The following is a 22901-nucleotide window of genomic DNA, read 5'->3' as shown; positions in this document are numbered from 1 at the left end:
TGGCGATTCACATTGCATAACAGCAATGTCGGAACCATGCCCTCCCGACCAGGCCATGTCAACGAGTGAACGGCATCTCAGGGCCTGGTAACCCAGACTTTTCGAGGGGCGGGCTCTCAGCACGAGAGATCGGCCGCAACCATGTGCTCAGAGCGTCTTGCGCCGACGAAACGGGCGAGTGACCATCCGCTCTCCGTCGGAGATGGTTGTGCCCCGCACACCGAAAAGCAGTGGACCCGGCTTCGTCGCCGGATCCACTGCTACGTGCGGTAGTGCAGGAGTTACGTTCGGTCAGCTGGTCGGGATCTCGATGTCTTTCCCGTACTTGGCGACCTCGTCGTTGACGTGGATGCCGCCGCTGCCGATGTCGGTGATGAACTGCGCCAGGTCGGCGTTCTGTTCGTTGGTGCCGTTGCACAGACGCACGGTCGGGACCTGATCCACACCGATGTGCCATTCGCGCCGGGTGCCCATCTTGAGCTCACCCTTGGAGAAGTCCTCCAGCGCCGCCGCGAAGTACTCTCCCGGGTCGAAGATGACCGAGACGTCGAACGACGGTGCGGTCGAGTCGCACCGGTTGGTTCCCGGCGTCGACAGCAGGATGCCTCGCGCGTTGCCGACCTTCGCCGCCGGGTCGGTACCGCCACCCAGGTAGGGGTAGACGGCCTTGACGCCGTCGTCGGCGAGTTGCTTCATGGCCTTCTCGGCCTTCGGCCCGTCGTTCAGGTCACCGGTGAAGACCGGCTCGTACTCGAGCGGCGCGGTACCCATCGCGATCTTCAGGCCGGCGTAGAACGCCTTGGCCGCGTCGATCGAGAAGTCGACGACCGGACCGGAGATGAACCCGGCCTTCGAGTAGCCCTTGGTCTTCATCAGCAACCCGTTCGCGAACCCGGCCGCGATGACGCTCTCGAACGTGAAGTCCTGCGAGATCAGGATGCCCTTTTGCTCCTTCAGGTTGGTGCTGGAGGGCACGTACCAGTACGCGTTGCCGCACGATCCGTTCGTCGCCGCCGGGATCGCGTCCTGGATCTCGGAGGCGCCGAGCGCGACCAGGTCGGGCTTGTACTTGGCACAGGCTGCCTTGGCAGCGTTCAGCGCGGTACCTGGCTTGATGTTGCCCTGCCGCTCGATCGTCCAGCCCTGTCGGGCGGCGAACGCGGAGGCCTTGGCCAGGAAGCTCTCGTAGTACCCGTTGTCGTCCAGGTTGCCGGGGCTCAACACCAGGATGACGACCTTGCCGTCGCCATTGATGTCGGCGTTCCCGCTGTTGCCTGCCGTGGCGGCGACTGCCACGTCGGAGTACCGGCTGTCGGAGCTACCGCACGACGTGACGGTGAGCATTAAGCAGACCGCGGCCACCGCGATGCGCGTCATTCGGGTGGACAGTCTCATGGGGGTCCTTCCGGGGGTCCTTGCACCTGCAGAGCACACTAGTCACACGCAGAAACCGGGCATTGTGGTCGGAGTTAACGTTTGGGACCATCCGAGTACCAGCTGCCGACGACCGGATCGTGTTCGTCCAGGGCCAGCAGCAGTTCCTGAGCGGTCAGCGCGGCCTGCAACAGCACGATGGCGTCGGGATCCAGCGGGTCCACGCCGAGCAACGCCTTGATCTGGCCTACCCGGTAGCCCACGGAATTGCGGTGCAGGTGCAGCGCATCGGCGACAGCGGTGCGACTACCGCTGGAGGCCAGCCAGGCCCGCAGCGTCCGGATCAGGTCCTCCCGGGGTAGCAGCGGCCCGAGATGACGCTCGACGAACTCACGCAGGCGTTCCGGGGGCACGGTGACGAGCAGCTGCGCCAGGCCCAGCGACGCGTAGGGCAGCACCAGAGCGTCGCCACGGCTGGCACTTCTGCGCAGCAGGAGCGCCAGGAGCACTTCGGCTTCGCGGAACGAGGACGCGGTCTTGTCCGCGCCGGTCACCACCGGGCCGGATGCGGCGCGCACCACGCCCTCACCGACGACGGCCTGCGCCCGGTCACGCAGGCGCTCGAGTTCGGCGTCCTCGCCGCCGGGCACGACAGTCCAGGCCCGCCGCCCCTGGTGGAGCGCGGTCACCCCGGCGCGCGGCAGAGCGGTGGCCCAGGCACGCACGTGCGGCCCGTCGTAGTCGAACACCGCACCGGCGTGCGGGGCGTCCAGGCGCATGCCGAAGCGGGCGGCGGCGCGGGTGAGCTCGTCCGGCGAGCGCAGCGTGCCACAGCGCAGTTCGTCGACGAGTTCGGCACCGGCAGTGGATCCGGCTTCGGCTGCGGCGTCCCGGCGGACCGCTTCGATCGCGAGCGCGGTGGTGGCGGCAAGGAGATACGGCACGACCGGCGGCGGCACGGGTTCCGCGAGCAACACGATGCCGAACCGGCGCCGGTCGGCGCGGACCGCTGCGGCACGGACCGGCCTGCCGTCGGACATCGTCAGCGGGACCGGCCGCTCGGCACCGAACACCTGGGCGACGTCGGACGCGCGGACGCTGGGAGGCTCAGCGCCAGGAGGCACCGACGTGGCCAGCAGCGCGCCGTGGACGTCGAACAGCCAGGCGGCGTGCCCCGTGTGGGCGGCCAGGCGACGCAGGATCGCCTGCCACCCCTCGCCGCCGAGCGTGAGCTGGTTGAGCTCCCGCTCGAACTCCTCCGGGGTCGCCGCCGGCGACACCGGCCCTCCGCGCGGCACGATCGGGCGGGACGTCATGGGAACCCGACCGCCCTCCATGGGCGGAACCATACCTCCCGGTCACATAGCGCCATTCTCAGGCGCTGAAGTCCGCCTTGCGGATCATACAGTGAACGCCCTTCACCGCGTCGACGACCTGGCTGACCTCGAAGTCCCCCGCGGCGCTCAGGTACGCCAGCGCGGTGGCCCGCGGAAGCCCCTGGGTGGTCTCCAGGAACACCACGGCGGCCCGGACGGCCTTCTTCATCGCCTCGTTCAGGTCAGGGTCCATGCCGGTCGGGATCCAGTGCGTGTCGGTCTCGACGAACGGGTTGCGGATCGTGCCGACGGCCGCGTGCGCCGCCGCGTCCTTCAGCACGGTGAGCCGCAGCGTCGCGCGCAGCGGGGCCTCCAGCGCGGTGAGCGCGACCTCGCCGTCCCCCTGGGCGTAGTGCGGGTCGCCGGCGTAGAACAGTGCACCGGCGGTCTGCACCGGGAGATACAGCGACGAGCCGGCCTGCAGCTCGTTCACGTCCATGTTGCCGCCGTGGTCGCCGGGCGGCACCGAGGGCACCGCGTCGTCGGTGTCGCGGGCGACGCCCATCAGGCCGAGGAACGGACGCAGCGGGAACCGGACCCGTCCTCCCTCGCCGAAGCGCAAGTTGCCGTAGAGCGCACCACCGTTCTCGGTGACGTCGGTGAAGTGGATGTTGCTGCCGTAGCTCGTCGGGTCGAGGACGTGGGCGTCCTCTCGTCGCAGCGTTCCCTCGGGGAATTCACCGGGCAGCGCGCCGTAGCCGTGGCGGTTGCTGATGAAGCCGTACGGGGCGCGGATCGCGAGGTCGAGGACGTCGACCCGGAGTAAGTCGCCCGGCTCGGCACCGGCGACAGCGATCGGGCCGGTGACGACGTGCGGCCCGTCGTCGAAGCTGTGGGAGAGGTCGGACGCCGCGAACGCCCGCGAGTCCTCGAGCACCTCGGTCGCCTTCACGCCGAAGCCGGCCAGATAGGTGACCGGATCGCGGCCCTGGTCCTCGAGAATGCCTTCGTGGCTCAGGGTGTCGATGGTGACCGTCGCGCCGCTGTCCACGTTCAGCACCGGCGCGCTGGCGCGGTTGGGCAGGAAGCCCCACAGTGCGGTTTCCGGCGTCGTCTCCAGGTAGTGGTCGCCGTGAATGCGACCTTCGCGCGGCTGCAGCGTCACGCCGGGCTCCATTTCTGCGGTGGGGCGAGCTAGTTCGTCTACGACGGTGCGTGAGCCGTGTTTCAGCCAGAATTCGGAGCTGCGAAGGTCGAGTAACGTAACGTCATTCGAGATGGCATCTCACTTCATGCGAGATGCAAGCGTATGGCGAATGTCGCACCAGCTGCCCGGCCCCAGCTTTCCGCTGGTCATTTCGTCAATCGGAGAGTGGTTCGTTTTTTCTGACCGCTTATGGGGGCCAGCCCACTGGAGCAGCACGCTCCGACTCCACTACGATCCGTGCGCTACATACAGCGGATGAGCGTGCGGGAGGCAACAGGTGAACGCGACGTCCCGCCCGGGAACGGGCCGGCCTCGCTTCACGGGTAACGCGGACCACGGCCCAGTCGGTTCATGGTGGGTCGTCCGAAAACCCGCCGATCTGCACCTTCATGACTTCGCCAATGTCCGCAGCAAGCTGCGTCCATTGCACGCGAAGGGACGTCAGACGTGCCATCCTTCGGTGAGTCACCTCGCGGTCACTCGTTCCGTGTCGTGGCCAGCGCGTCCGTCAGTAGTGATCAAGCCGTCACTAGTGGTCGCGGCGGGGAACACGCAACATCACCGGGCCGACACCGTCCGGTGCACCCACGCTAGGCGAACTAGGGGCTGGATTCGGTGATGACGCCTGAGCCTGGCGCAGGCCCCACCGTCCTGCGCATTCTCCTGGGCTCCCAGCTGCGCAGACTTCGCGAGGACCGCAACGTCACCCGCGAGGACGCCGGCTACGCGATCCGCGCCTCCGAATCCAAGATCAGCCGCATCGAGCTGGGCCGCGTCGGCTTCAAGGAGCGCGACGTCTCCGATCTGCTCACCCTGTACGGCGTCAACGACCCGGCGGAGCGCGAGGCACTGCTGTCGCTGGCGCGCGAAGCCAACCAGCCCGGGTGGTGGCACAAGTACGGCGACATCCTTCCCCAGTGGTTCCAGGCCTACGTCGGCCTGGAGGCTGCGGCGTCGCTGATCCGTACCTACGAGGTGCAGTTCATCCCGGGCCTGCTGCAGACCGAGGACTACGCCCGCGCGGTGGTGCTGCTCGGTAACGGCAACGCACCGAAGGAAGAGATCGATCGTCGGGTACAGCTGCGGATGGAGCGTCAGCAGCTGCTGGACCGCGCCAATGCGCCCCGATTCTGGGCGATCATCGACGAGGCGGTGCTGCGCCGCCCGATCGGCGGGCGTGACGTCATGCGCGCTCAGCTGGATCTGCTGTCGGAGCTCTCCGAGCGGCCGAACGTCACGCTTCAGATCATCCCGTTCGGATTCGGCGGTCACGCGGCCGCCGGCGGCGCTTTCTCGCTGCTCCGGTTCCCCGACCAGACGCTGCCCGACATCGTCTACATCGAACAGCTCACGAGCGCGCTGTACCTCGAGAAGCGCGAAGACGTCGACACCTATCTGGAGTCGATGGAGCGCCTCGCCGTCGAGGCGGATTCGCCGGACCGTAGCCGCGAGCGCTTCACGGAGATCCGTAAGGACTTCGACCTGCCACTCCGCTGACGCCTGCGGAGCTTCCTGCGACTTACATGCGGAGCGCGCCCGACCGCGCTCCGCGCTAGACCACCACCTCGTCGCCGCTCAGCTGACGAAGTGGTCGAAGTCGCCGCTACGTGCGCCGGCGATCAGAGCCGCGATCTCGTCGCGGGTGTAGATGAGGGCGGGGCCCTCGGGATGACGAGAGTTCCGAACAGCGAACTGCCCGTCGGGCAACCACGCGATCTCCACGCAGTTGCCGTTGGGGTTGCTGTGGCTGCTTTTCAGCCACGCCACGGGGCCGAGTTGCCCCGCAGGCATGCCGTTGTACAGGTGGTGCATATTGCGCCTCTCTCGGATCGCCGGCGGGACGTCAGTGGCCGCCGGTGCACGATCGGCGGTACGACGCCCCGTTCCGTCGCGTGCGCCCATCAAATTAGGCAATCTGCACGTGCAGACGCTCTTGCACATGCACTGCCTGATGCAGGAGGATAACGCACGTGCGCGACTGTCTTTGAAGTCGAACCGTCGAAGGCTGGCGATGGGAGGTTGACGTGTCCCCTGCTCCACACCGAGTACGGACCGAGTCCGCTCGCGGCTGTGCGCACAGAGAAGCGGCGTGGAAAGTCGAGCTTTCTGCCCGTCTTTGTACCGATCGCGCGCACGCCGCCCGTTTGCGTGGGCTAGCCGCCTGGCACCAGCGCCAGGCCGATCATTTCGATCAGCTCTTCGGTGACGACGGCGGTCCTTCGCCGGCCACTGCCTGATCGAAGATCCGCACAGCTCCGACGAACGTCCTGGCAGGACGGGCGTCGGCCGAGGCCGGTGCGGGTTGGAGGCGCCCGGACCCTCCAGCTCGTGCCGCCGTCCCGGAACCGTCCGCGCGTCGTCTCCCCGGCATGGCGACGCGCGGACTTCCGCGTTTCCGGAGAGAGATCGGACATCGAGGCTTTGCTGCCTCAATCGTCACTGTAAGTCACGGCATTCACACCGAAAAAAATGGCCACCGGAGTTGAGCGGCCATTTTTCGGGATAGCGGAATGACGAAAATCACACCGAGTAACGTCCCGGTGGGGTCAGGGCTTCACGCACCGTGACGCGGACGAACCGAAGCCCGCCCGCGTCCACAGGCGACTCAGGTTGCGGCGACCTGCTCGCCGATCGCCTTGTGCAACGCCCGGTTGAGCAGCACCAGCAGCGTGTCACGCACCGACCGGCGGTCACGTGCGTCGAACGCGACGACCGGGACCTGGTCGTCGATCGCGAGCGCCCACCGCACCGCGGCGAGGTCCTGCGCGAGCAGTCCGTCGAAGGCGTTCACGCCGACGATGAACGGGATGCCCGTGTGCTCGAAGTAGTCGACCGCCGGGTAGCAGTCGTCCAGCCGCGAGCTGTCGACGACGACGAGCGCGCCCAGAGCACCGCGCGCGAGGTCGTCCCACATGAAACCGAATCTGGACTGACCCGGCGTACCGAACAGGTACAGCTTCACGCCGGCGTCGATGGCGACCGAACCGAAGTCCATCGCCACCGTCGTCGTCGTCTTCGTCGAATGCTGGCCGGGGATGTCGATCCCGACGGCCACCTCGGTCATCTCGGCCTCGGTGGTCAGCGGGGCGATGTCGGAGATGGCACCGACCGTCGTGGTCTTCCCGACTCCGAAACCACCGGCGATGACGATCTTTACCGGGAGCGGTGGCTTCGAGCCGGGCGCCGAGGCGGTGCGGTCAGACAATGGCACTGAGTCCACGGATCACTCGCAGGATGAGTTCGGGAGAGTTGGGGGAGCTCACGTCATGGTTGTGTACGTCGAGGTAGCCGGTGGCCCGCAGGTCACCGACCAGGATCTTGACGACACCGAGGTGGAGCTTGAGCCGGGCCGAGATCTCGGCCACGGAGATGGGCTGGGCGCAGAGGGTCACGATGGCTCGGAGTTCGGGCGAGAGCCGCGAGGTCGGTACCCGACCACCGCGAGTTCCCGCCGTCACCTGGGTCTCGAGTCCGATCTCCGGGTCGGCGGTGACCCGGCCGGAGGTGAGGACGAAGGGACGCAGCTGAGCACCGGACGCCTCGGAACCGACGTTGCTGGCCTTGTTGGGCGTCTCTGAAGAGGGAGCGTGCGACGAGGCCTTGAGATACGGCCGGATGGAGGCCGGTTCCTCTGCGTCGGATCCGCCCAGGATCCTCATGACTGAACGGAGTTCTTCAGCTCGACGATCAGCGCCGGCGTCAGCACGGCTCCGGCGCGGCTGGCGAAGAGAGTCATCTCGTACGCCACCGTGCCGAGGTTCGCCGTGCGGTCGGCGATGACGCCCAGTACCGATCCCCGGCTGATCGCCGTCGCCAGCAGGTAACCGCCGGTGAGGTCCACGATGACCTTGTTCAGGCCGCCCAGGTTGTAGCTGTCCGCGACGCCCGCCGCGAGGCTCGTCATACCGGAGATGACAGCCGCGAGACGGTCGGCGTTCGCGTGGTCCGAGGTGGCTGACTTCGCCATCAGGAGACCGTCGGCCGATACCGCCACCGCCTCCACGACCCCGGCAGTGCCTGTGCAGAAGGAGTCCAGCAACCAGTTGAAAGTCTGCGCCTCGGCACTGAGGCCGGCGGTCGCCAGGTCGCCGCCGTTGGGTCGGTAGGAGCTGTTCATCGTGGTGATCCTTCGTGCTGATGGTCGTCGACGACGACCCTGTTGAGAGCGCGGGACACGCCTGCTTCGATCTGCTCGATCAACGCCCGGGCGGCGTCGGGGTCCGCCACCGGTGTTGCAGTGACCGAGGCTCCGCCCCGGCCGCTGGTGAAACTCTTGAGCGTTGCTCCAGGCACCCGACGCTGCAGGCCACCAGCGGTTCGCTGGGCCTGCTGCTGCGGCGGTGGGCCCGCCGGAGCGGGCCGTTGCGGCACCACCGGAGGGGAAACCGGTGCTGCCGACGGGACGTGCCTGGAAGGCGCAGCGTGCCCGGCAGCCTGCTGCGAGTTCCACGTCGGTTGAGCGGGCGGCGGAGGCGTCTGCACCACCGGGCCCGGGGTGCCGAACGTCGCCTGCTGCGCGCTCATGGAACCCGGCCGCGGACCGGGTGCCCAGCCGTTGGATCCGTTCGACCCGTTCTGGGGCGGCGGGGTCATCTGCGGGATCGGTCCGGTGTCGCCGGCCCGCTGCGCGTTGCGGACGCCGGCCTCGAACTCCTCGATCAGCGCACGAGCGGCGGCCGGGTCACCGGCGTCGCCCATGACCTGCGGCTCCGACTGCTTCCGCGCGGTGTTGACGCCGACCGGGAGCTGCGCACCCGGGACACGGCGCTGCAGGCGCGGGAGCGTCGAACCGGCGGGAGCGCCCTGTCCACCCGGACCGGCTGCGGCTGGTGCCGCGGACGGAGCGGAACGGACCGGCAGCGGCTGCGTCGTGGACGACGACAGCGGCTGCGGAATCGGCGGCGCCATCGGCTGCGCCGGCGCGATCGGGACCGGAGCCTGCGGCTGGGCCGGCGCGGGCGGAAGGGACCGGAACGCGGACGGAGCGGCCGGCTCCGGCGCTGCCGGACGTGCCTCCGGTGCGTTGTCCCACCACGAGACGTCGGTGGCCGGTGCCTGCGCGGGCGGCGCGATCGGAGCGGCGTCGCTGCGGTAGAGCGCGGTACCTGCGCCCACCGGCTCGGCGTCGACCGGCTCGCGCTGCCCGGGAACCGGTGCTCCGCTACCCGAGAACGCGTTCCAGCCTCCGGCCGAGATGGCCCGCGAGGCCCGCTCCAACGCCACGTTGTCGAACATCGAGCTCGACGCCACGGCCGGCAGGTTCGCGGCCGGTTCGTACGCCGGAGTCGGCTCGTAGGCCGGCTGCGGCTGCTCGTACCCGGGGTACGGCTGCTCGTAGCCCGGCTGGGGCTGCTCGTACGACGGCTGACCGTAGGACGGCTGGCCGTAGGCGGGCTGGTCGTACGCCGGGACCGGCGGCTGCTGGTACCCGCCCGTGGACTGCGCGTACGACGGCGTCGCCGGCTCGGCCGGCGGGGCCATCGCGGTGTTCGGAACCCGCAGCACCTCGGGCTGGGCCGCCTGGGGGGCGGGCGGGAGGGCCCGCGGCGGTTCCTCGACGACGGTGGCGATGCCCTGGTAGACCGAGGGCACCAGGTGCTGCTCGACCAGAGCCAGTACCGCCGTGACGCCGCCGCCGGACGTCGGCACCAGCGCGATGCTGATGCCGTGTCGTCGAGCCAGTCGGCCGGACACGAACAGACCGAGCACCTCTGTGGGGGCGAGGTCGAGACGTTCGCGTCGGGCGAGTCGGGCGTTCTCTTCCGCCAGTCGCTCGGACGACATACCGATGCCGTGGTCGACGATGAGGAGCTGCGCCCCGGCCCGGGTGGCCTCGGCACTGACCGTGACCCGGGTGTGCGGCGGCGAGTACGCCGTCGCGTTCTCCATCAGCTCGGCGAAGATCAGCGTGAGGTCGGAGATGACGGCCGGCTGCACGACGATGTCTTCGGGGATGTCGATGTCGACGCGGGTGTAGTCCTCGATCTCACCGAGGGCGAGCCGGGCGATGTCACCGAGGGCCAGCGGCGTGCCGCCACCCTGCTCGGTGGCCATCGACCCGGAGAGAACGACCAGCGAACCGGCGTTCCGGTTGAGGCGGCTGGAGAGGTGGTCGAGCTGGTACAGGCTGCTCAACCGGTCGGTGTTGGTCTCCTGCCGCTCCAGGCGGTCGATCATCGAGAGCTGACGACCGATGAGGTTCTGCGTACGGCGTCCGATGTGACCGAACATCGTCGCGACGTTTCGGCGGCTGGTGATCTGACGTTCGACCAGTCGCGCCGCGGTGTCCTGCACCTGTTCGAACGCTCGGGCCAGCTCACCGATCTCGTCCCGACCGGTCGTGTTGACCGTGTCCAGACGGACGGGTTCGAAGACTTCGGACTCGTCGTCAGCGACCCGGGTGAGCTCTGTCTCGACAGCGGTCGCGATGCGGTTCGCGGACGAGGCCAGTGCGACCAGCGGTTGCGAGACCCGACGTCCGACGAGCAGGGTCAGGACCGCCACCAGCGCCAGGATCAGCAGCAGCGCCGCACCGATACCACCGGCGGCCGCGATGGCGTCGCGTCGCTGGGTGTTGGTGGCCGCCACGATGTCGGACACCAGCTTGGTTTCGATGTACCGCGTCTGACCGAGGAAGGACTGGAAACGCGGGAAGTACGTCGCCAGTGGCAGCTTCTCGATGCGGGTCTGGTCCGCCTTGTCACCGAGCGCGGCCAGGTCGGGCGAGGTTCGCTCGGAGTTGGCCTGCTGCACCAGGCGGTACAGCGTCGCCTGGGTCGCGTTCGCGTACTGGAAGTACCGGCCGGTGTACTCGTTCGCGGTACCCAGACCGTTGACGTACTGGCTCAGCAGCGTGCCGTTGGGCGTGGCCAGGAGCAGCGTCAGCGTCGCCAGGTTGAGCGAGTTCGCCTCTCCGAGGTGGAGCGCGGCGTCCATCGCCAGGATCTGGCGGCCGATGTCGGTGGTCGCGTCCGCGATGCGGTACAGCTGCAGGCCGTCGATCAACGAGTTGATCAAGCCGGTGATCTGCTGGGAGACGACCGTCTGCGGGATGTTGTTGACGAGCGACTCTTTCCGCAGCTCGGTGAGCTGGTCCAGAGACTTCATCGCGGCGATCAACGTCGGCGGGGACTCATCGCTGAGACGGTCCTCCACGACGGCGACCTGGTCGTCGACGATTGCTTCCTGCTGGAGGACGTCGGACTTGGTCGCGAAGCCACCGGCGAGGAAGCCGATCGTCAGCAGACGTTCCGCCTGCAGTTCCCGGACCAGGGTGGCGACTTCACCGGCGACCTGGATGTCGCGGGAGTTGTCGTTCGCCGCGTCCGCGTCGGACACCCGGCCGACGATGACCGATACCGCGAGGACCGAGACGGCCAGCAGGGGGATGATCGCCAGAAGGACGAGCTTCCCACTGATCTTGAGCCTATCGAGGAACACCGACCCGCTCCCGCCTCGCGTCGCGTCCAGCGTCCAGGTTGTTCCGGTACGGGTCGCCGCCCAGGTGATCCGTACCGGCCGGGTAGCCGGCGTAGTCGGGGTTGCCCTGGTTGTACGGCTGCTGCTGCGCGTGCTGGCCCTGCGGACCCTGGGGCCCCTGCGGGCCAGGTCCGTCGGCCGATGCGGCCCGCGAGCGGCGGCCGCCGAGGAGGATCAGCAGGAAGCTCGCGACGGCCGCGAGGACTGCGATCACCAGCAGCGCGGCCGCCAGGATGCGGCCGGTGTCGGCTGCGCTCTTGCGGTCGTCGACCTGCGAGCCGAGTTCGTCGAGCAGGGTCGGGCTGAGCTCGACCGCGGCTTCCTGCGCCGCGTTCCGCTGGGCGGCGACCGTGTTGGCGACGGGGCGCGAGCTCAGCGTCGTCTGTCCGGGCGGAGCCAGGGCCTCGATGCCACGTTGGAAGGCGTCCAGGTTCTGCAGGAGCGTGGTGCTGAACGTGCCGCTGTCGGAATTGTCCACAGCCGAGGCCATGTCGGCCGCGACGTCGGCGCCGGACTCCGAGACCAGCTGGCGACTCACGGCCATGCTCGTGAGCGCGTTGCTCAGCTGGGAGAGCTGGTCCTCGAACACTTCCTTGGTGGCGTCCCGCGCGGGGTCGGGCAGGCTCCCGGCGATGAACGCCTGGTCCTGGAAGCGACCGGCCCAGACGACGGCGAGCGGAATTTCTTCGAGCCCGGCGTCCTGCAGGTAGCTGATGACGCCGTCCGCGTCGCTGCGCAGCCCCGACGCCTGGGCGACCCGCTGGTAGAGCGCGAGCAGCAGGTCGGTGGCCTCGCCGTAGTTCTTGAACGCGCCGTTCGCGTCGCCGCCCTGCTCGGGCAGCGTCTCGATCCTGGCGCGGAGGCCGGACCAGCGGTTCGTCGTCCCGAAGTCCGAGCCGAACTTCTCGTCGACGTCGGCCACCGCGTTCAGTGCCTCGGCGAAGTCTTCCTTCTTGACCGCTTTGGCGCTGACCGCATTGGACTGGGCGCTGACGAGAACGGGAAGGAGCTTGTCCAGCGCCTTGGCGTACTCGACGCCATCCCGTTCACGCGAGTGCAGGTCACTGTCGTCTGAGCGGGTTCCCCACACCAACGCGAACAGCGCTATTACGGAAATAACCGTAATTAGCTGCAACGCCAGGGGCGCAAACGCCCGCAATGGGGCGGACCGTAACCGGGATCCGGACCCGGGAGAAGTCATCGCTCATCCTTCACCAACATCGCCTGCGTGTGGACCCTGCGGCCAGCTTCTGCACCGGCCGCCCCGCTCGAGCAAGAAACCAGCGCCATACGAAGCTAGTTCTTCGATAAACCCGACCGCAAGATGCACACCGCTAACCACAAGAATCACAGCGAGATCGATGCTGTCGGAATAGAAATAGCAGTACGTTTTCTGCGGTATGCCCGAATCTTCAGCGCTAACTTACCGATAAGTAAGAACAATTAATAACTTAGCTCGGCGCCTTCGGAGCGTATTTCAAAGCTCACTCAACGCGACGAAATACCTACCCACCCGGGCGATCACCTCGTCTGCCACCTGCCGAAATCTCCACTTAACTTTTTCGCCACTGCGCGACGCGGACTGATCAGTTCTCGGCGATGGCTTTCCGCCATCCGCGCACAGCGTCACGGCCTGATGACCATACCGGAATATGCGACTGCGGGCGCACCGCCCCCGCGAGGACTCGGCCGCCCCCCGTTCCACCGAACGCTCCAAGCGCGACATCTGTAACGTGACTCGGTGCTATTTGCCCTCTATGTCGCTATATGGTTGAGTACGCCCTGCCCGAAATGAGGTATTCGAGGGAGGTAGGGCAATGCGAGACCGCACCAAGCGCTTCGCCGTGGCCGTCGCCGGCCTGGCAGTCGCCGCGGGGACGGTGCTGGCGTCCGCACCGGCGGCTGACGCCGCCACCGTCACCGGTCGGACCACGAGCGTCGTCAGCACGGTCGCCGCGCACGGCGACGACGACTGCTGCGACGGCGGACGTCGCCACGGCGAGCACCGTCGCCACTGGAAGAAGCACTGGAAGAAGCGCTCCCACTGGGAGGGTCGCCGCCACCACCACTGGCGGGACCACGGCCGGTACCACAGCTACCGCGAGGCTTACCTGATCGGTGAGCGGTACCGCGGATCGTCGTGGGAGTCGTACCGCTGCGAGCGGTCCGGCGGCTCCTGGGTGCTGCGCGTTTACGGATGATTTGAAGGTGTTCCCCGCAGCCGATCGGCTGCGGGGAACATCCGCTCAGGCGCGGAGCGAACTGTTGACCGGGCGGGGCAGCTTCTCCGGGCGGGGAGCCGGCATCGCGCCGCTCTTCACCGCGTCCACCAGCACCGCATAGTCCGTTTCGGTGCGGTCGGCATACTGCTGGCCGAACTTCACCACCGACCGGTCAAACCGATCGTTGTGTCCGATGTAGCCGGCGATCGCGGCCGGGTCGCCGCTGCGGGCGTGCGCCCGCGCGAGGACGCGACCGCACAGCCCCGCGTACTTCGCCAACCCCGACGCGTCGAACGTGGATGTGTCGAACGAGCCCTTCGCGTCCCACAGCTGACGCACGTAGTAGTCGTGCCCTGCCGCCGGGTCACGGAACCAGCCGAGCAGGACGTCGGGCGCGGCCTGGATCAGACGCTGCCCTTCGACGACACGCTGCCCCGCGTTGCGGTAGGGACTCGGCGTCAAATGCCATTCGAGCACCGACTGACCGGCTTCTTTGACCTGGAGCAAAAGCGGATCGTTCGGCGACGCCGCCAACAAAACGACCCAGCAACGGCTGCCGACACTTCCCACACCCACGACTTTCCGGGCGAAATCGACGAACGTGTAGCGGTCGAGCAACACCCGACGGTCGGCAGGCAGTGTCTGTCGGTATTCCCGGATGCACCGGCGGACCAGTTCCTCGTCCATGCCCTCGTCAGAACTGTCCGTGACATGGGTGAGCAGCGGCGGGTCCTCGCGGAGCCGCCAGCCACCGTCGACCCGCTCGGTCAGCTTGGCCGCCGCGCTGATGTGATCACGGCTCCGCGCCTTCTCGACCGCCTGCAACGTCGGTACGCCCGACCGCCCGCGCTTGAGGAGCGGCACGAGATCGTCGACTTCGATCCGGTCGTACCAAACTTCGAGCGCCCGTCGCGTTGCGTAATCATTCATTGCTTCGCGATAGCCGGCCGCAGCACTCGCCGCGGCGACAGTGGCCTCACCGTTCTTGAAGCGATTCGCGCGGGCCGCCAAAATCACACTGCTGACCAGCCGCTTCAGATCCCATTCGAACGGCGCTTCGAGCGTCTCGTCGAAATCGTTCAGATCGAAAACCAACCGACGATCCGGCGTTCCCGACATCCCGAAGTTCTGCAGATGAGCGTTTCCGCCCGCTTGCACGAATAGGCCGCTGTGGGGATGCAGCGCTAAATCGTGTGCCATCACCGTGGCCGCACCCCGGAAAAAGCTGAATGGCGACGCCACCATCCGCTCGTACCGAAGCGGCAGCAGTTCCGGAAGGCGCTGCTCGTCGGCGGCGGTGAGAAGAGTCAGCGGATTACGGCCGTCGTCCGCGAGCTCGGCCTGCGCGGAGCGGGACACCCTGCTCCTGGCGTTGCGACCCAGTTCGTAACCGACGGGAGACACCACGGTCAGTCCGCCCAACGTGGCCCCCTCCCCGGGTTTTCGAGGCTGCCTGCCACGTTAACGGAGGTTGGCCGGGAGGGAAATGCCAGGTTCTACCCCCGTGGAGCGGCGTTCGTCACCGGCCAGCAAAGGCCGGTGAACCCGGAAGATACCGGATGAACTCCTCCGGCCCGAGCGCAGGTGCGTAGTACCAGCCCTGGCCGGTGTCGCAGCCGAGCGCGCGCAACCGGTCCCGCTGCTCGGCGCTCTCGATCCCCTCGGCCACGACCTGGAGCCCGAGGGCGTGCGCCAGCACGAGCAGCGATTCGAGGATCTGGTCGTCCAGCGCCGTCCGGTCGCTCGCGGTGAGGCGCTGCACGAGGCCGCCGGACAGCTTCAGGACGTCGATCGAGAAGTCGCGCAGCAGCGGTAGGTGCGCCCACCCGGCGCTGACGTCACCGACGGCCAACCGGACGCCGAGCGCGGCCAGCCGCCGCAGCGGCGTGCTGTTCACGGTGGCCACGGTGCCGGCGGCCAGCTCCAGTTGCAGCCTTCCCGGCTCCAGCCCGGTCTCCTCCAGCACCCGGACGACGTCGTCCACCAGGTTCGGGTCGGCGAGCTGCGCGGCCGCCAGGTTCACACTCACGTAGGCGTCGTCGACCGGCCACCGTGACGCTTGTCGGCACGCCAGCTCGAGCACCCGGCGGCCGATCGGGACGATGGCTCCGGTCTCCTCGGCGAGGCCGACGAACCGCTTCGGCGAGAGCAGCCCGAGCTCGCGGTGACGCCAGCGGACCAACGCCTCGGCTCCGCGGACGGCGCCGTCGGCCAGACCCACCAGCGGCTGGAACTCGACGACGAACTCGTCGCGCTCCAGCGCCGCGGGCATCTCGGTGGCGAGGGTGTAGCGCGCGACCCGCTGGTCGTTGCGGTGCGGGTCGTACACCGCCCAGCGGCCCCGGTGCTCGGACTTGGCCCGGTACATCGTGAGTTCGGCGGCGCGCATCAGGTCGGCCGCGCTGGCGTCGCTCGCCGCGTGTTCCAGGACGCCGATGCTGGCCGGGAGCGTGAGCCGACCATCGGCGGGCGGGAACGGCACCGACAGCGAGCGCACGATCTCGGCGGCCATCCGCTCGACGTCGGCCAGGCCCGTCGTGCCGGTGATCAGGATGGCGAACTCGTCGCCGCCGAGACGCGCCACGAGCGCGTCACCGGAGAGTGCGTCCAGGCGCTCACCGACCGCCGCGAGGAGCTGGTCGCCCACCGGGTGGCCGAGGCTGTCGTTGACGACTTTGAAGCCGTCCAGGTCGAGCAGGCACAGCCCGATTCGCTCGGCGCCGGTGCGCTCGCGCAGCACGGTGGTGAGCCGCTCGACGAACACCTCCCGGTTCGCGAGCCCGGTCAGCCGGTCGTGGGTGGCGTGGTGATCGACGGTGAGACGCAGCGCGCGCTGGGCCTCGGACTGCGCGGCCAGCGCCGCCCTGCGGACCAGTTCCTGCTCGCCGGTGGCCCGGTTGCGGTTCGCGGCCGCGAACCCGGTGGCGAACGCCGCCGTGAGCTCGGTGAGGCGGGACGCCGACTCCGGGACCAGCGCGGGGAGGTCGGTGGCGAGCAGACGCAGGCTCTCCCCCAGCGCGCTCGGATCGGCGAACCCGCCGTCCACGAGCGCGGCACCGACGGCGGCCGCCTGGCCCGGGTCGTCCCCCCTTGCGGCTTCGACGAGGCGGTCGACGGCGCCGGTCAGGGTGTCCCCTGCGCTGCCGCCGGCGCCCAGCGCGGAGGCCCATCGTCCGGCGAAAGCGCGTCGACGATCGTCCCCGGAGCCCTGCTCCGGGTCGAGAGTGAGGTCGACGGCGGTCACGTGCGCGAGAACCTCGTCGCACGCCTCAGCCGTAACTCCATGCCAGCGAGAGTAGCGAAGCGCCACGACGCATACGCGCGGAGTCGATTTTTCTCAGCCGAGCCGCCGCCCGGCCGAAAGGTACGAGGTGACGATGAGCACGCTCCATAGCCGTGCCCAGATGCTCGAGCCCTACGCGATCATCGGCGAGCCACCCGAGCCCGACCTCGAGGCCATCGCCAGCATCGCCGCGCACATCTGCGGCGCTCCTACCGCGGTCGTGAACCTGATCGACGACACCCACCAGCACCAGGTCGCCGCGCACGGCTTCGCCCGGTCGGTCTGCGACCGCGAGGACTCGATGTGCGCGGTGTCGATCGGCCTGCCCGAGCCGGTCTACCTCCCGGACGCCCGGCTCGACCCCCGCTGGGCGGAGAACCCGTTCGTCACCGGCGTGATCGGCGACGTCCGCTTCTACTCGTCCACGCAGCTGATCAACCCGAAGGGCGACGTGCTCGGGACGCTCTGCGTCTTCGACGAACAGGTCCGGGAGATCACCGACGACCAGCGGACCCAGCTGGAGCTGCTGGCGCACCAGGTCGTCGACGTGCTGGAGCTGCGTCGGCAGAGCTTCGAGCTGCACGCCGCGATCGGGCAGCTCGAGCGCACCCGCGAGGAGCTGGAACGCTCGAACGAGCACCTGGCCGCGTTCGCCGGTCAGGTCAGCCACGACCTGAAGAACCCGCTCGCCAGCGTGGTCGGGTACCTGCACAACCTGTCCGAGGTGGGCGCGGTCGTCGCCGAGCCGGAAGCGGCCTGGTGCACGTCCCGCGCGCTCGCCGCCAGCCAGCGGATGAGCGACATGATCGGCCACCTGCTCGACTACGCCAGCGTCGGCGGCTCGCTCACGCTCCAGCCGGTGGATCTCGCGCAGCTCGTCCACCATCTGACCGACGATCTGAGCGACGCGATCGCGTCGGTCAACGGCGACCTGGCGGTCGACGGGCAGCTACCGACCGTTCCCGGTGACCCCGTGCAGCTGCGTGCCGTCCTGCAGAACCTGATCAGCAACGCGCTGAAGTTCCGACGCCTCTCGCGTCCGCCGCGTGTCGTCGTGAGCGCGGTCGGCCGGGACGGCGCGTGGCTGATCCGCGTGGCCGACAACGGGATGGGCATTCCCCACGACCGGCGCGAACAGGCATTCGCGCTGCTCAGCCGCGTCCACGACGAGTCGGCGCGGGAGATCGCCGGCAACGGCATCGGGCTGGCGACCTGCAAGCGGATCATCACCGCGCACGGGGGTGAGATCGGCCTGACCGACACCCCCGGCGGGGGCACGACCGTCTGGTTCACGCTCCCAGCAGATGTGCGTTGACCTTCCGCACCAGCGGAGCGAGGGACGGGACCTCGATCACGGTCAGGCCCGCGTCACGCAGGCGCTCAGCGCCGTCGCAGTCGACGAAGATCTCCGGTTCCCGCCAGCCGAACACGACCCGGCGCACGCCGGACTCCAGGATCAGCTCGGTGCACGTGCGTGAGCGCGACGCCCGGGCCGAGCAAGGTTCGAGCGAGCTGTAGATCGTCGCGGTGGCCAACCGGGGATCGGTGCCGGCGCGGGTGAGCGCGGACTCCTCCGCGTGCTCGTACGGATCGTCCCGCCGGGACCAGCCGTCGGCGACCACAGTGCCGTCGGAGTCGACGATCAGCGCGCCGACCGAGAACGCGCTCGTCGACGGCGTGCACCGCCGGGAGATCTCGATGGCCTGCCGCAGCCAGTGCAGATCGGGTTCGCCTGCGTCAGTCTCCATCGTCGGACCCCAGCAGGTAGCGCAGCAGCACGACGTCACCGATCGGGCGCGTCTCCACCAGGCGCATGCGTCCGTCCGGGTAGACGCCGGGACCCGCGAACCGCGGCGCGGCCGGGTCCCCGACAAAAATCGGTGCGACGACGAGGTGCAGTTCGTCGACGAGCCCGGCCGTGAGGAACTGCGCCTGGACGGTGCCACCGCCCTCCACGAGCAGCCGCCGCACGCCGCGGCCGACCAGGTCCTCGAGGACGACGGGCAGCGGTTCGCCGCGGTAGACGACCGTCGGTGCGTCGGGCCCGAACACCGCAGCGGCCGGGTCGAGGTTCCCGCTGCGGCTGAGCACGACCCGCAGCAGCGGCCGTTCCCGCGCCGCGCGGCGGGCCGCCGAGCGGACCAGCAGCCGGGGGTTGTCCCGCCGGACGGTCTCCGCGCCCACCAGGATCGCGTCGCAGGTCGCGCGGACCGCGTCGACGCGGTCGAAGTCCTCGTCGTTGGAGAGCAGGAGCCGGTTCGGCGTCGCGTCGTCGAGGTAGCCGTCGACCGACATCGCGGCCGACACCACGACGTACGGCCGGATCACGGTCGCCACGGGAAGACCGGCGCGCGGCGCTCGGCGAACGCGGCCACGCCCTCGGCCAGCTCGGCGGCGCCCTCCGCCGCCCAGCGCCGGTAGCTGTCGGCCGTCGGTCGCCCGGCCAGCGTCGCCCGGATCAGGTCCTTGGCCGCGTGCTGGGTGAGCCGGGAACGGCTCGCGAGCGTCCGGGCCAGCTCCCCCACCCTCGCGTCCAGGCCACCGGCCGGCACCAGCTCGTCGATCAGACCCATCCGCAGCGCGCGTTCGTCGTCGACGAAGTCGCCGGTGAAGAGCAGGAACTTCGCAGCGGCCGGGCCGACCAGCTCGACCAGGCGCGCGGTCGTCGTGGCCGGGTAGACGACCCCGATCTTCGCCGGGGTGATGCCGAAGCGGGAGCCCTGCTCGGCGATCCGCAGGTCGCAGGCGGCCGAGATCTGGCACCCGCCGCCGACGCACCAACCCCGGATCGCGGCGACGACCGGCTTCGGGAAGGCCACCAGGGCGTCCTCGGCCAGCGTCGCGGGCATCGGCTCGCCGGGGGCGAACCCGGTGAGCGTCGAGATGTCGGCGCCGGCGCAGAACGTGTCGCCGGCGCCGGTGACGACCAGCACCGCGACGTCCGGGTCCGCAGCGAGCTGTTCGACCAGCGGCGGGAGCGTGTTCCACATCTCGGTCGTCATCGCGTTCCGCTTGCCCGGATTGTCGAGCACCACGGTCGCGACGCCGTCGAGAATTCGGCAGTCGACCCGCCCCGTCACCATGCCGCCGACGATAGTGCCGAAGATTCTGTGAGCCAGCTCGCGTCCACGACATAACCCCTCAAGCCGGGCGGCTTGTCGCCGACGTGCATGCTGAACCGCTGCATCGACCGAACCTCCGGACGGCTGAAGCCGTGTCCCCTATGCGTGCCGACCTGGTGTCGCGGCGGGGACAGTTGCTGCCGAGACGTAGGCGATGCGCGGCTGTTGGCGGTAACCTCGTGAACAGCGCGTGACCCTCCCGGGAACGCGCGGCGTGGCCGCCGCGTTGACCCGAGCAGGCGATTCACCGTCGCCTGGCCCCGTCCCGACTCGCCCGAGGATCATCGAATGGACCCAGTGGCACCCTTCGCGATCGCTGTGATGACGCTGGCCGGCGGCGCTTTCGTACTCTCCTGGGCCGCGGAGAAGACCCGCCGCGCGACCCGGCCGGTGCGTGTCCGCGCCCAGCGGCGGCGCCCCACCGACCGCGGCTGACTCCCCTAACCATCTCCACGGCGAGGGCGACCTGAACCAGGTCGCCCTCGCCGTTCTCGCGTGTGTGACGATCCTCACGTCGAGGTGATCCTCTTCGGCGCGACCGGAATGGTCGGACAGGGCGTGCTGCGTGAGTGCCTGCTCGTCGACCGGAACCCGGACCTGACGTTCACCTACGTGTCCGGCCCGGGAGAAGCCGGGGACCCACGTCCTCGGCAACCGGGAGATCACCGACCTAGGCCGCTCTGGTACGTGAAAACCACCAGCTGAGCCCGGTCGCGGGCTCCCAACTTCACCATCGCGCGCCCCACGTGCGTCCGCACGGTGGCCGGGCTGATCACCAGGCGCTCGGCGATCTCGTCGTTCGACAGCCCCTCCGCCACCAGTGCAGCGATCTCCTGCTCCCGCTCGGTGAGGCTCGACCAGCGCGGGTGCGGCGCGGACTTCCGGCTCGGCCGGTCGACGAACGTCTTCACGACCCGGCGCGTGACCGACGGGGAGAGCAGCGCCCCACCCGCGACGACTCCGCGGACGGCGTCCAGCAGGTCGGTCGGGCGGGTGTCCTTGAGCAGGAAGCCCGATGCGCCCACCCGCAGTGCGTCGAAGATGTACTCGTCGATCTCGAACGTGGTGAGCACGACGATGCGGGTGGCCGCCCCGCTCGACACGACCCGCCGCGTCGCCTCGATTCCGTCGATACCGGGCATCCGGACGTCCATCAGAATGACGTCCGGATGGGTCTGGGCGGCGACCGAGACGGCGGAGAGCCCGTCCGCGACGTCGCCGACGACCTCGATGTCCGGTTCGTTGTCCAGCAACGCGCGGAGGCCCAGGCGCACCAGCGCCTGGTCGTCGGCGATCAGGACGCGGATCACGGCACCGGGAGCACTGCGCTCACCCGGAACCCGGCGTCGCTCGACACCGAGAACGTTCCGCCCACCGACGTCACCCGCTCCCGCATCCCCGCGATCCCGTGGCCCTCGGTGAACGAACCGCCGGGACCCGAGTCGGTCACTTCGATCTCCACCGCCTCCGCACCGTAATCGACCCGCACCGCGGCCGTGGTCGGTCCGGCGTGCCGCAGCACGTTGGTCAGGGACTCCTGGACGATGCGGTAGGCCACCAGGTCCACGGCGGACGGCAGCGGCCGGACCGCGCCGGTCACGACCGTGCGCACCGGCGTGCCGCTGGCGGTGATCCGGTCGACGAGCGCGTCGAGCCGGGCCAGACCGGCGAGCGGCGCGCGATCGCGCAGCACCTCCAGCGTCGTGCGGAGCTCGTCCAGAGCCTCCCGGCTGGTGGCGCTGATCGCGGTGAGCGCGGCCTCGGCGTGCGACGGGTTCGTGGGGAGCAGGTGCAGCGCGATGTCGGCCTGCATCGTGATCGCGGCCAGCCCGTGGCCGACGACGTCGTGCACCTCCTGGGCGACCCGCAGCCGTTCGTCGTCCGCCGCGCGCCGGGCCTCGGCCGCGCTGGCCTGGCGGTTGAGCTTCACCGCGGTACCGACAGCGAACGGGACGACGATCCACGCCGACCCCGGCAGGAGCCCGGGCAGCAGCGAGGCCGACGTCACCAGGTGACTCAGCAGCACCAGCATCGCCACCGCGGCCAGGATCGCCGCGCGTCGCGCCGGATAGTGCAGGACCACCGTGTACGTCGCGATCGCGACCGCGATGAGCACCGGCCCGTAGGGGTAGCCCGCGATCAGGTAGGTCGCGACGGTCACCGTCGTCACCGCGAGCGTCACCGCCGGGAACCGTCGTCGCGGCACGAGCGCGAGGCACGCGATCACGGTGAACGCGTAGGCGACGGGGCCGACCGACCGCGCGTCCGGCTGCACGTGGCCGAGCTGTCCGGCCACCGCCACGCTCAACACGGTCAGCGCGACGGCGAGCCCGGCGTCGAACAGCCGGCGCCTCATGCGGCGCGCACCCGTTTCCGGGGTTTCGAGACGCTCAGAATCGTGGTGAGCAGCAGGAGCGTGCAGGCCACCGACGGTGCGACGACGAAGTTGATCGCGTCCCGCCCGGGTAGCTCGGAACCGAGGCGCGCGGCCTCCCGCAGGCCCGGGGCCAGCACGAACAGCACCAGGACGTTCATGACGACGGTCACCGCGAGCTTCGTCACCACCCACCAGTGCCGGAACAGGCCCCACTTGGTGCCGAGGCCGCTCAGCACGCCGGTCACCAGCGCCGCGAGCGCCAGTGGAGTGATCAGCACGGTACCGATCAGCCCGGCGACCGGATAGACGACGTCCGGCCCGCCGGCCGCTCCGGTGAGCCCGGCGACGCCCAGCACGACGAGGACGGCGTCGGCACCCAGCCAACCGACCGACGTCGTGACGTGAGTGATCAGGACCGTCTTCCGCCAGCGTGGGGTGAGCTTCATGGATTCGATCGTCGGCCGTCCATTGCTGCTGCGCGTCCGTCCAGATGTTGGTTCGCGACCGTCTGCCTACGTCAG

21 protein-coding genes are annotated in these 22901 nt (G+C 69.2%); 4 read left to right on the top strand and 17 right to left on the bottom strand.

Going from position 1 to position 22901, the window contains the following annotated elements; genetic code table 11:
• Nucleotides 1-291: 291 nt before the first annotated feature.
• From ACGFY5_RS03060 to ACGFY5_RS03050, 3 genes are all read right to left on the bottom strand, one after another.
• A complete protein-coding gene (locus ACGFY5_RS03060) occupies nt 292-1395 on the bottom strand; it encodes a BMP family ABC transporter substrate-binding protein (protein WP_392716703.1) in 1104 nt (367 codons plus the stop codon).
• A 74-nt stretch (nt 1396-1469) separates the two neighbouring features.
• Complete coding sequence (locus ACGFY5_RS03055) at nt 1470-2711, bottom strand: PucR family transcriptional regulator (RefSeq protein WP_392716701.1); 1242 nt, start codon at nt 2709-2711, stop codon at nt 1470-1472.
• A 37-nt stretch (nt 2712-2748) separates the two neighbouring features.
• Nucleotides 2749-3855, bottom strand: coding sequence for an acetamidase/formamidase family protein (locus ACGFY5_RS03050; protein ID WP_392716699.1), 1107 nt, complete (start codon nt 3853-3855; stop codon nt 2749-2751).
• A 660-nt stretch (nt 3856-4515) separates the two neighbouring features.
• Here ACGFY5_RS03050 and ACGFY5_RS03045 point away from each other — a divergent pair.
• Nucleotides 4516-5394: a helix-turn-helix domain-containing protein gene (locus ACGFY5_RS03045; RefSeq protein ID WP_392716697.1), complete on the top strand. Its 879-nt coding sequence runs from the start codon at nt 4516-4518 to the stop codon at nt 5392-5394.
• Nucleotides 5395-5472: 78 nt separating this feature from the next.
• On the opposite strand, the gene ACGFY5_RS03040 is transcribed toward ACGFY5_RS03045, so the two are convergent.
• The 6 genes from ACGFY5_RS03040 to ACGFY5_RS03015 form a co-directional block, all read right to left on the bottom strand.
• Nucleotides 5473-5709 (bottom strand): DUF397 domain-containing protein, encoded by a 237-nt coding sequence (locus ACGFY5_RS03040; protein WP_392716695.1) that lies wholly within the window; start codon nt 5707-5709, stop codon nt 5473-5475.
• 793 nt (nt 5710-6502) lie between these two features.
• On the bottom strand, nt 6503-7102 hold the full coding sequence (locus tag ACGFY5_RS03035) for an ATP/GTP-binding protein (RefSeq protein ID WP_211247246.1): 600 nt from the start codon (nt 7100-7102) through the stop codon (nt 6503-6505).
• Nucleotides 7095-7556 carry a DUF742 domain-containing protein gene (locus ACGFY5_RS03030; protein ID WP_392716693.1) on the bottom strand — a complete coding sequence of 154 codons (462 nt, stop codon included), beginning with the start codon at nt 7554-7556 and terminating at the stop codon, nt 7095-7097. The genes ACGFY5_RS03035 and ACGFY5_RS03030 overlap by 8 nt, the downstream gene beginning before the upstream one ends.
• On the bottom strand, nt 7553-8014 hold the full coding sequence (locus ACGFY5_RS03025) for a roadblock/LC7 domain-containing protein (RefSeq protein WP_392716691.1): 462 nt from the start codon (nt 8012-8014) through the stop codon (nt 7553-7555). The genes ACGFY5_RS03030 and ACGFY5_RS03025 overlap by 4 nt, the downstream gene beginning before the upstream one ends.
• On the bottom strand, nt 8011-11337 hold the full coding sequence (locus ACGFY5_RS03020) for a nitrate- and nitrite sensing domain-containing protein (protein ID WP_392716689.1): 3327 nt from the start codon (nt 11335-11337) through the stop codon (nt 8011-8013). The genes ACGFY5_RS03025 and ACGFY5_RS03020 overlap by 4 nt, the downstream gene beginning before the upstream one ends.
• Nucleotides 11324-12577, bottom strand: coding sequence for a hypothetical protein (locus ACGFY5_RS03015; protein WP_392716687.1), 1254 nt, complete (start codon nt 12575-12577; stop codon nt 11324-11326). Before ACGFY5_RS03015 ends, ACGFY5_RS03020 begins: the two co-directional genes overlap by 14 nt.
• 616 nt (nt 12578-13193) lie before the next feature.
• Between ACGFY5_RS03015 and ACGFY5_RS03010 the strand changes: the two genes are divergently transcribed.
• The gene (locus ACGFY5_RS03010) at nt 13194-13577 is read left to right on the top strand and encodes a hypothetical protein (protein WP_392716685.1); all 384 of its coding nucleotides are present in this window, start codon (nt 13194-13196) and stop codon (nt 13575-13577) included.
• A 45-nt stretch (nt 13578-13622) separates the two neighbouring features.
• Here the strand turns inward: ACGFY5_RS03010 and ACGFY5_RS03005 are convergent, their stop codons facing one another.
• Both ACGFY5_RS03005 and ACGFY5_RS03000 read right to left on the bottom strand, forming a co-directional pair.
• A complete protein-coding gene (locus tag ACGFY5_RS03005; protein ID WP_392716683.1) occupies nt 13623-14957 on the bottom strand; it encodes a DUF2252 domain-containing protein in 1335 nt (444 codons plus the stop codon).
• A 160-nt stretch (nt 14958-15117) separates the two neighbouring features.
• A complete protein-coding gene (locus ACGFY5_RS03000) occupies nt 15118-16842 on the bottom strand; it encodes a putative bifunctional diguanylate cyclase/phosphodiesterase (protein ID WP_392716681.1) in 1725 nt (574 codons plus the stop codon).
• A gap of 133 nt (nt 16843-16975) precedes the next feature.
• On the opposite strand from ACGFY5_RS03000, the gene ACGFY5_RS02995 reads away from it, so the two are divergent.
• Nucleotides 16976-18196 (top strand): ATP-binding protein, encoded by a 1221-nt coding sequence (locus ACGFY5_RS02995; RefSeq protein ID WP_392716679.1) that lies wholly within the window; start codon nt 16976-16978, stop codon nt 18194-18196.
• On the opposite strand, the gene ACGFY5_RS02990 is transcribed toward ACGFY5_RS02995, so the two are convergent.
• Genes ACGFY5_RS02990 through ACGFY5_RS02980 form a run of 3 tightly spaced genes read right to left on the bottom strand, consistent with a single transcriptional unit; the run spans nt 18171 to nt 19964 of the window.
• Complete coding sequence (locus tag ACGFY5_RS02990; RefSeq protein ID WP_392716677.1) at nt 18171-18629, bottom strand: deaminase; 459 nt, start codon at nt 18627-18629, stop codon at nt 18171-18173. The two genes, ACGFY5_RS02995 and ACGFY5_RS02990, sit on opposite strands and share 26 nt — an antisense overlap.
• Nucleotides 18619-19176: a RibD family protein gene (locus ACGFY5_RS02985; RefSeq protein WP_392718627.1), complete on the bottom strand. Its 558-nt coding sequence runs from the start codon at nt 19174-19176 to the stop codon at nt 18619-18621. The genes ACGFY5_RS02990 and ACGFY5_RS02985 overlap by 11 nt, the downstream gene beginning before the upstream one ends.
• 29 nt (nt 19177-19205) lie before the next feature.
• Nucleotides 19206-19964: an enoyl-CoA hydratase/isomerase family protein gene (locus tag ACGFY5_RS02980; protein WP_392716675.1), complete on the bottom strand. Its 759-nt coding sequence runs from the start codon at nt 19962-19964 to the stop codon at nt 19206-19208.
• A gap of 327 nt (nt 19965-20291) precedes the next feature.
• On the opposite strand from ACGFY5_RS02980, the gene ACGFY5_RS02975 reads away from it, so the two are divergent.
• Nucleotides 20292-20438, top strand: a complete 147-nt coding sequence (locus ACGFY5_RS02975) for a hypothetical protein (RefSeq protein WP_392716673.1) — start codon at nt 20292-20294, stop codon at nt 20436-20438.
• Nucleotides 20439-20665: 227 nt separating this feature from the next.
• On the opposite strand, the gene ACGFY5_RS02970 is transcribed toward ACGFY5_RS02975, so the two are convergent.
• The 3 genes from ACGFY5_RS02970 to ACGFY5_RS02960 are packed head-to-tail and all read right to left on the bottom strand — an operon-like array spanning nt 20666 to nt 22826.
• Nucleotides 20666-21313: a response regulator gene (locus ACGFY5_RS02970; RefSeq protein WP_392716671.1), complete on the bottom strand. Its 648-nt coding sequence runs from the start codon at nt 21311-21313 to the stop codon at nt 20666-20668.
• Nucleotides 21310-22359, bottom strand: a complete 1050-nt coding sequence (locus ACGFY5_RS02965) for a sensor histidine kinase (RefSeq protein WP_392716669.1) — start codon at nt 22357-22359, stop codon at nt 21310-21312. Before ACGFY5_RS02965 ends, ACGFY5_RS02970 begins: the two co-directional genes overlap by 4 nt.
• A complete protein-coding gene (locus tag ACGFY5_RS02960; RefSeq protein ID WP_392716667.1) occupies nt 22356-22826 on the bottom strand; it encodes a hypothetical protein in 471 nt (156 codons plus the stop codon). The genes ACGFY5_RS02965 and ACGFY5_RS02960 overlap by 4 nt, the downstream gene beginning before the upstream one ends.
• Nucleotides 22827-22901: the final 75 nt, after the last annotated feature.

Origin of the sequence: Cryptosporangium sp. NPDC048952 (genome assembly GCF_043197895.1) — a bacterium.
Taxonomy (GTDB): Bacteria; Actinomycetota; Actinomycetes; order Mycobacteriales; family Cryptosporangiaceae; genus Cryptosporangium.
This window is presented reverse-complemented; position numbering and strand designations above follow the sequence as displayed.